At 70.7% G+C, this 7,663-nt stretch carries 5 protein-coding genes; 3 read left to right on the top strand and 2 right to left on the bottom strand.

The genetic code is table 11. The annotated features are described in order from the left end of the window. Positions 1-338 precede the first annotated feature (338 nt). From AC08OV_RS21960 to AC08OV_RS21950, 3 genes are all read left to right on the top strand, one after another. On the top strand, positions 339-1,553 hold the full coding sequence (locus AC08OV_RS21960) for an FAD-dependent monooxygenase (RefSeq protein WP_476615081.1): 1,215 nt from the start codon (positions 339-341) through the stop codon (positions 1,551-1,553). 626 nt (positions 1,554-2,179) lie between these two features. Continuing rightward, positions 2,180-3,559: a Dyp-type peroxidase gene (locus AC08OV_RS21955; RefSeq protein WP_476615082.1), complete on the top strand. Its 1,380-nt coding sequence runs from the start codon at positions 2,180-2,182 to the stop codon at positions 3,557-3,559. Between the two features lie 465 nt (positions 3,560-4,024). Then, positions 4,025-5,635, top strand: coding sequence for an alpha/beta hydrolase domain-containing protein (locus AC08OV_RS21950; RefSeq protein WP_476615083.1), 1,611 nt, complete (start codon positions 4,025-4,027; stop codon positions 5,633-5,635). Positions 5,636-5,708: 73 nt separating this feature from the next. On the opposite strand, the gene AC08OV_RS21945 is transcribed toward AC08OV_RS21950, so the two are convergent. Continuing rightward, the gene (locus AC08OV_RS21945) at positions 5,709-6,143 is read right to left on the bottom strand and encodes a ferredoxin (RefSeq protein WP_476615084.1); all 435 of its coding nucleotides are present in this window, start codon (positions 6,141-6,143) and stop codon (positions 5,709-5,711) included. Then, positions 6,029-7,663 (bottom strand): NADH-ubiquinone oxidoreductase-F iron-sulfur binding region domain-containing protein (locus tag AC08OV_RS21940; RefSeq protein WP_476620248.1); only part of this gene is annotated, 1,635 nt, incomplete at its 5' end. The genes AC08OV_RS21945 and AC08OV_RS21940, both read right to left, overlap by 115 nt.

Raw genomic sequence — 7,663 nt, 5'->3', positions numbered from 1 at the left:
GGGGTGGCTGGGGCCGTTGGTGATCCCGGCTCCCGACAGTCCAGCAACCCGACCAGCAATCTGACACTCGGGTAACCCGGCAATGCGGGGAAACCGGAAAACCCGGCAATGCGGGGAAACCGGAAAACCCGGCAATGCGGGGAAACCGGAAAACCCGACAATACGGGAAACCGGAAAACCCGACAATGCGGGGTAACCGGGCAGCCCGACAAGTGGGCACCACGACGTCCGTTGGAGGTGCTCCTCTCCGGGGACGACGGTGGTGACGAGCCGGCGAACGGTCGTTGCCACCCGCCGTCCGGGTCACGCCGAGGAGGAACACGGAGGAGGCACCTGCGGTGAGGATCGTCTGTGTGGGCGGCGGACCAGCAGGACTGTACTTCGCCATCTCGGCGAAACGCCGTGACGCCAGCCAGGAGATCATAGTCCTCGAACGCGACTCGCCCGGGGCGACCTACGGCTGGGGGGTTGTGTATTGGGATAACCTTCTGGACGTCCTTTTCCGGAACGACCCAGGCAGCGCTCGTGCCCTGCGGGCTGCGTCCACTCTCTGGCAGGAGCAGCGGATCAGTCTGGGCGGATCGCGGGCGGCATATCTCACCGGCTACGGCTTCAGCCTGCAGCGGGCCGCGCTGCTCGAGATCCTCGCCCGGCGGGCCACCGATCTCGGCGTCGAGGTGGAGTACCGGCACGAGGTAGACGACCTGTGCCCGTACACCGACGCTGATCTTGTCGTGGCGTCCGACGGCGCGAACAGCCGGGTGCGCCAGATGGCCCAGGACGATTTCGGTACCAAGGTCGAGATCGGCGGTAACCCGTACATCTGGCTCGGCACCGACAAGCGCTTCGACAGTTTCACCTTCGCCTTCGAACGGACCTCCGCAGGATGGATCTGGTTCCACGCCTATCCGTCCAGCGCCGGTATCAGCACCTGCATTGTGGAATGCTCCCAGCGGACGTGGAAGGGACTCGGCCTTGATCGCCTGAGCGCCGAGGACGCGCCGCGGATGCTAGAAAAGATCTTCTCTGGTCCGTTGGACGGCCATCCGCTGATCAGCCAGTGCCGCGGCCGGGCGGCGCGGTGGCTGCGTTTCGCCGATGTCACCAACCGGAGCTGGTACCACGACAACGTCGTGTTGATCGGTGACGCCGCCCACACCACGCACTTCGCCTTCGGGTCGGGCACGGCGCTCGCGATCGTCGATGCGGTCGCGCTCGCGCAGAGCATGTACGACAGCGGCGGCGATCTGCCGGCCGCGCTGCGAGATTTCGACCGGCGGGGCCGGGCGGCCCTGGGTCCTCTGCAGGCGGCGGCGCGGATGAGCATGGCCTGGTTCGAACGGGTGGACCCATACCTCGATCAGGATCCGATGTCGTTCGCCTACTCGATGGCGTCGCGCCAGGGCGAACAGCCGCCGTGGCGCTACCCGGTGCACCGTGCCAGCCAGCACCCGGCCGTGCGCAGGGTGCTGCGCGGACTGAACTCGAGTGCACGATGGGGCCTGGCCCGTCGTCGGGGCGAACCCGTCGCCCGGAGAAGTAGGGAGGGTTAGCCCCGGTCGACCGGGGCGTTTGCCGAGCGTCCCGCAGTGGTCGACGGCGCCCTCCACGGCGGATCATCTTCCGTGAGCTGCCGAAGATTTCCACCGGGAAGATCCAGAAGAACGTGCTGCGTGGCTGGGGCACCGACCTGAACCTCTGCGACCGGTGAGATCCGCCGGGCTGGTCCCGTGCGCCAGTGACGCCGTCGTTTCTGCACACTGATCGTTTCTGCACGCTGATCGTTCCCGCACGCTGATCGGTTTCTCGCGTTGCCCGTTGCCCGTTGGCCTGCCGTTCGGCATTTCCACTTCATTTTGTATCTATGTGTAAACGTTCGACGACACGATGTCTCTAGACCCGGGATGGGCGGCGCCGAGTGCGGTTCGGAAGTCACTATGCGGGACATGCGTCTCACGGGCATCGTGGAACTGCCCTATGACCCATGCGAACACCTCACCGGACGGCTCATCCGGGTGTCCTTCAGTGGCAATCGCCGCCTTGACGCCGGCCCGAGGATTGCCGGCCCGAGGAGGATGTCGGATCTCACTGCGGCGCCGGTACGGATCCCGTGAGCGACAGGACGGATGGAACCGGTAGGTCTGAGACCGGTATGTCCAATAGGGCCGGTAGGGCGGGTATGTCGAACATTACGGATGTGGTGGACGCTGCCGATGTAACGGATATCGCCGATGCGGCGGATGCGGTCCGGGAGAACCGCCCGACCGGTCCCCACCGCCGCAGGGTGCTGCGGGGCGCCGGGCTGCTCGGCTTCGGCGGTGGTGTCGCGATCGGGGGAGGCCTCGGGGGAGTCATGGCCCTCGACAGCGGTGTCGCCGTTGCCGCGGAACGTTCCCGGGAGGACCAGTCGGGCGGGCCGGACCGCGTCGCCGTGGTCCGTCGTGAGGCGCTGGCCGGGGTGGTGGGTGACGGCTGTCACCAGCCCGGAATCGCCGACCGGCCTCCCGCGCAGCTCGTCTTCACCGCCTACGACCTGACGACGTCCGGCCCGGCCGCGGTCCGCGCCTCCCTCGCCGTGGTGCTGCGTACCTGGACGGCCGCCGCCGCGGTGCTGATGCGAGGCGAGCCGCTCGACGGCGCTGAGCGGGACACCCAGGGACTCGGACCGGCGGGACTGACGATCACCATCGGGCTCGGTGCGTCCGCGCTGCGCCGCGCCGGCCTCGACGCGCAGATACCCGCGGAGCTCGCGGACATCCCCGCGATGCCCGGTGACCAGCTCGATCCGGCGCGCAGCGGCGGGGATCTCGGCGTGCAGGTCTGCGCCGAGGATCCGATGGTCGCGGTCTCGGCTTCCCGGCAGATACGTCGTCTCGCCGCTCAGGATGCCCGGCCCCGCTGGATCCAGCGGGGATTCCTTCGTTCCGCGGCGGCCGCGTTCAACCCCGGGTCCACCCCGCGCAACCTGATGGGGCAGATCGACGGCACGGACAACCCGGGACCGGGCACGCCGCAGTTCGACCAGGCGGTGTGGGTGTCCAACGGGCCGGAATGGTTGCGGGACGGGTCCTACCTGGTCTGCCGGCGCATCCGCATGCTGCTCGATGCCTGGGCGCGGCTGGACGAGACGGCTCAGAGCGCGGTCATCGGCCGCCGCAAGTCCGACGGCACCGCGCTCTCGGCACCGCCGGTGGGGCAGGGCGGCGCTGAGACCATCCAGCCGGACTTCACTGCCCGCGCCGCCGACGGCAGTCTCGCGATCGCCGGCAACGCCCATGCCCGGCTGTCCCACCCGTCGTTCCACGGCGGGATCGCCATGCTTCGTCGCGGCTACTCCTATGACGACGGCCTGGACTCAGCCGGCGAGCCGGACGCCGGCCTGTTCTTCACGGCCTACCAGGCCGACCCGCGTACGGCGTTCGTCGCGGTGCAGCGGACCCTCGCGGCCGGCGACGCATTGAACACCTTCATCCGGCACACCTCCAGCGCCCTGTTCGCCGTCCCGCCCGCCGCGCCCGCGGGCGGTTTTCTCGCGCAGGGGCTCTTCGGCGCCGACTGAACGGCGCCGGCTGAACGGCGCCGGCTGAATGTCGACCGGGTGATCCTGTGTCGCGCCGTTCCGCACGGCCACTGAGCCGCATCCGCACACGTGCGGCCCGCCGTCGAGGGACGAGCGGGCTGCACGGCCGGGGCAGGATGGTCTGATGGGTAATCCAATGAGTGGTCCGATGACGCCGTACCTGTACCCGTACCCGTTCCCGATGCGCGGTGTGGTCGCGGCATGCCAGACGCGCCCCGCGAGAAACCGCACACCGGCCCGGAGGTGGCACCTCTCCACACGGCACCATCGAGGCTCGCGCGGACCACGGGGCTCCTGACCATCGGATCGGGATTTACGTCCCGGTCACAGGTCAAAAGTCCTCGGAATATGACATCTGAGCAACGGCGGCCATCGGTTCGATGCGCTCGCGTGCGGCACGATGGATCGTGGATCCGTGCGGCGAGCGCGCGAGGAACCGAATCGATGGAGCTGATGGAGATGGCGTCGGTGCGAGTCGACGGGCCGATCGCCGGCCAGGCGAGCCTGATCTCGACGTCTTTCGAGCTGGCCTCCATCGGCTATCTGGCGGAGGAGTTCTTTGTGAGCGGAACCGCCGACTCCTATGCCGCGACGGGTTCGCTCACCTCTGATGGCAGGTGGGACGTGGTGGTCGCCGGCCAGGCGCCGTTTCGGACCCGTCTCATCGTCTACCGGCCTGCCGACCCGACCGCCTTCAACGGTACGGCCGTCGTGGAATGGTTGAACGTCTCTGCCGGAATGGACGCCGCCGCCGCATGGCTCACGACGCATCGGCATCTGCTCCGCGCCGGTTTCGCCTGGGTGGGGGTGTCGGCGCAACGCATCGGCATCGAAGGGATCGAGACCGCCGAAGAGGCCGGTGTCGAAGTGAGGGCCGTTGCGGGTGGCGGTGGTGCTAGTGGCAGTAATGCGGGCGAAGGTGGCGCCGGGGAGCAACGCGGTACTGGTTGGTGGCCGATCGTGCCGTCGCTTAAGAGCGCCGATCCCACCCGTTACGCGATTCTGTCCCATCCCGGTGACGCGTACAGCTTCGACATCTTCCGTCAGGCCGGGGAAACCGTGCGTCGCGGTCTCCTCGATCACCTTCGTCCGGCGCGGATGATCGCCGTGGGCGCATCCCAGGCGGCGTTCTTTCTGGTGACCTATGTCAACACCATCGCGGCGCGGGACGGCGACGGCGGTGACGACGGCGGCGGCGTCCGTGGTAGGAGTCGTGCTGCCGGCGGTGGTGGGAGCCGTGCCGCCGGCGGTGATGGGAGTCCTGCTGCCGGCGGTGGCCATGGCGGTTTCGACGGTTACCTGGTCCAGGGCCGCCCGGGGACCACGGCGTCCCTCGACGGTCGGGGCGGCCCGACCCTGGCCGGGGATGTCCGGCTGCGCACGGACGTCGCGGTGCCTGTGATGGTCGTGCAGAGCGAGACCGACGTCGCCGGCGTGCTCGGCGCCGTGGGCGCCCGCCAACCCGATAGCGACCGGTTCCGGCTCTGGGAGATCGCCGGCGCGGCGCACGTCGACACCTACACGCTCAAGGCTGGTTTCCGTGACGACGGTGCGCTGCCCGCTGCGGAGCTGGTACGCCTTCTGGTGCCCAGTGCCGCCCCTTTCGGTGTCCCGTTCGCCGCTGCGATCAACAGCGGCCTGCAGCAGCACTATGTCGCCCAGGCCGCGATTGCCGCGCTGGACGACTGGATCCGTTATGGTGTCGCGCCCCCGTCCGCGCCCCACCTGCTAACCGCCGCGACGGAGCCGGCGGTACTTCTCCGTGACGCGGACGGCATCGCCCGTGGTGGCGTGCGCACTCCCTGGGTCGACGTTCCCATCGCCGTCCTGTCCGGCCTGGGGCAGAACCCCACCGACGCCTCCGCCATCTTCGGCTCCACCCGGCCGCTGGATTCCGCCACACTCGCCGCCCGTTACCCCGCCGGCGCCGAGGACTATCTCGCCGCCTTCACCCGGGCCACCGACGACGCGATCGTGACCGGATTCCTGCTCGCCGAGGACCGTGAGGAGATCCTCGCCCTCGCGGCCGCCAGCTACCCAGGCACGCGGCAGTAACGCTGCTTTAGCAAAATGGTAATGCGGCAGTAATGTAGCGAGTGAGACAGCGGACATCGGCCGCCGGGCCCGGCTACCCCTGTCCCTGGCCGGCGAGCAGGTGTAGCGCGAGCCGGGGACAGGCATCCGCCGCCCGGCGAGCATGCTCGATCAGCTCCGTGGAGACGGTGATTTTTCGGGTCGACTGTCCGGTCGTTCCGCGGGCCAGCGGATAACCTGCCGGATCGCGGGTCAGCAGCTCGGGTAGCAGCTCGACACACCAGCCGCGGCCGTCACACGCCGTCCAGTCGATCCACAGCCGGGCCGGGCCGGAGGCTGCGCCGGCGTTTGTGGTGTTCCTGGCATCTGTCTCCCTGCGGATTCGTTGACGCTGCCTGGTCGGGATGGGCGTCGTCAGGAGGCGCAGGCCGAGCCGAGGCAGCGGCCCTCGGCGTGCGCCCGGATGTCGCCGGCGAACGTGCGCAGCGCACTGTGCACGAGGCGGGCCGCGCCGTCCGGGTGGTGGCACGCGCCGCGACCGGCGACCAGGGCGGCGAGGCGCAGCGCCCGGATGGCGGACTGCCCCGGATCGCCAGCCCCCTGCACCGGGCCGCCGGAGCCGCCATCCGTTCGGGCCATCCCGGCCACGGCGTCCGCAAGCTGGGGCAGCCCGCTGGCGCATGGCCCGCACTGGCCAGCGTTCTGCGCGGCCAGGTACCCGACGATGCGCGCGGTCTCGACGAGCCCGCAGGCCCGGGCCGGGAGGACGGCGACCACTCCGGCGCCCGGTGCGGCACCCCACGGCGCCAGCGCCGCTCGGGACATCGCGATTGTCGTTCCCGGGCCGCCGGGCAGCCACGCACCGCTGTAGCCGCCGACCCGGAAGGCCCCGACCTGCTCGGTGAAGCCGCCCGCGAGCTGCGCGAGAGTGCCGAGCGGGGTGCCGAACGGCACCTCGACGACACCGGGCGCGGCGACCGCTCCCGTCACGGTGGCCAGGAACGTGCCCGGTTCCTCGGCGGTCCCGACCGAGCGGAACCAGCCGGCCCCCCACCGGGCGATCAACGCGAGGTGCGCGAGTGTCTCGGCGTTCTGCACCAGGGTCGGACGGCCGTGGAAACCGGCCTCGGCGAGCGGTTGCCAGTGCGCGCGCGGCCGGGCCGCCCCTCCCTCCAGGGCTGCGATGACGGCCGACGCCTCCCCAGCGATGAAGGTCTCCGGAGCCTCCCGGATCTGGACGGTGAACCGGTCCCAGCCCGCGGCCCGCCGTTGGGCCAGCGCCCGCCGGACCGCCGTGACCGCCGGCCCGGGTTTGAGATAGACGAAGGCCTCGTCGGCCCCGACCGCCTCCGCGGCGAGCTGCAGGCCGTCGAGGACGAGGTGGGGCGCCACGGTGAGCAGGGTGACGTCCTTGGCGCTCTCGGGTTCCCCTTCGGCGGCGTTGGCGACGACCATGGGGTGTGTGCCGCTCCGGTACCGGTCGGCTCGGTGCCCGGCGTTCCGGTGCTGGCTGTGCCGGTGCGCGCTGCCGGAGTGGCTGCCGTCGAGGCAGGTGCCCTCGGCGCTCGCGGCGAGTTTCCGCCAGGTGGGGAAGGCCGCGCCGCCCCGCCCGGTCAGCCCGGAGTCGTGGATCTCCGGAAGTAACCGCCCGGGTCCGCCGCGCCAGGGCAGCGGTCCGCACTGGCGGTCGTGCGCGGCGAGGTCGGACGCGGCCGCGGTCAGCAGCCGTCGGGCCGGGACGTGATGCGCGGGGAGGCCGCCCGCGCCGGCCGCGGGCCGTACCGCGTGCATGGCCGCAGGCCAGGGCTCGCGCCCCCACCCGGGCTGGACCTCAGGGGAGCCTGCGCCGCCGACGCCGCTGGTGGTGCCGCTGGCGCCGCCGGTAGCGATGGTGCCGCCGGTAGCGATGGTGGCGCCGGTCGGGATGGACGGTTGGGCCGCTCCGGCGGCAGCGCGGATGGTCATGTCTGCTCCGATCTGGGGGTCATGGTTGTGGGCGCCGCCGGTTGGTGTCGCGGGCCAGGGGGCCGGTGTGGGCCGGGGGACGGG

The sequence above is a fragment of the Frankia sp. CeTa3Moorea genome (genome assembly GCF_978021225.1).
Note: the sequence above shows the minus strand (reverse complement) of the source record. Positions and strands in the feature narration are given on the sequence as shown.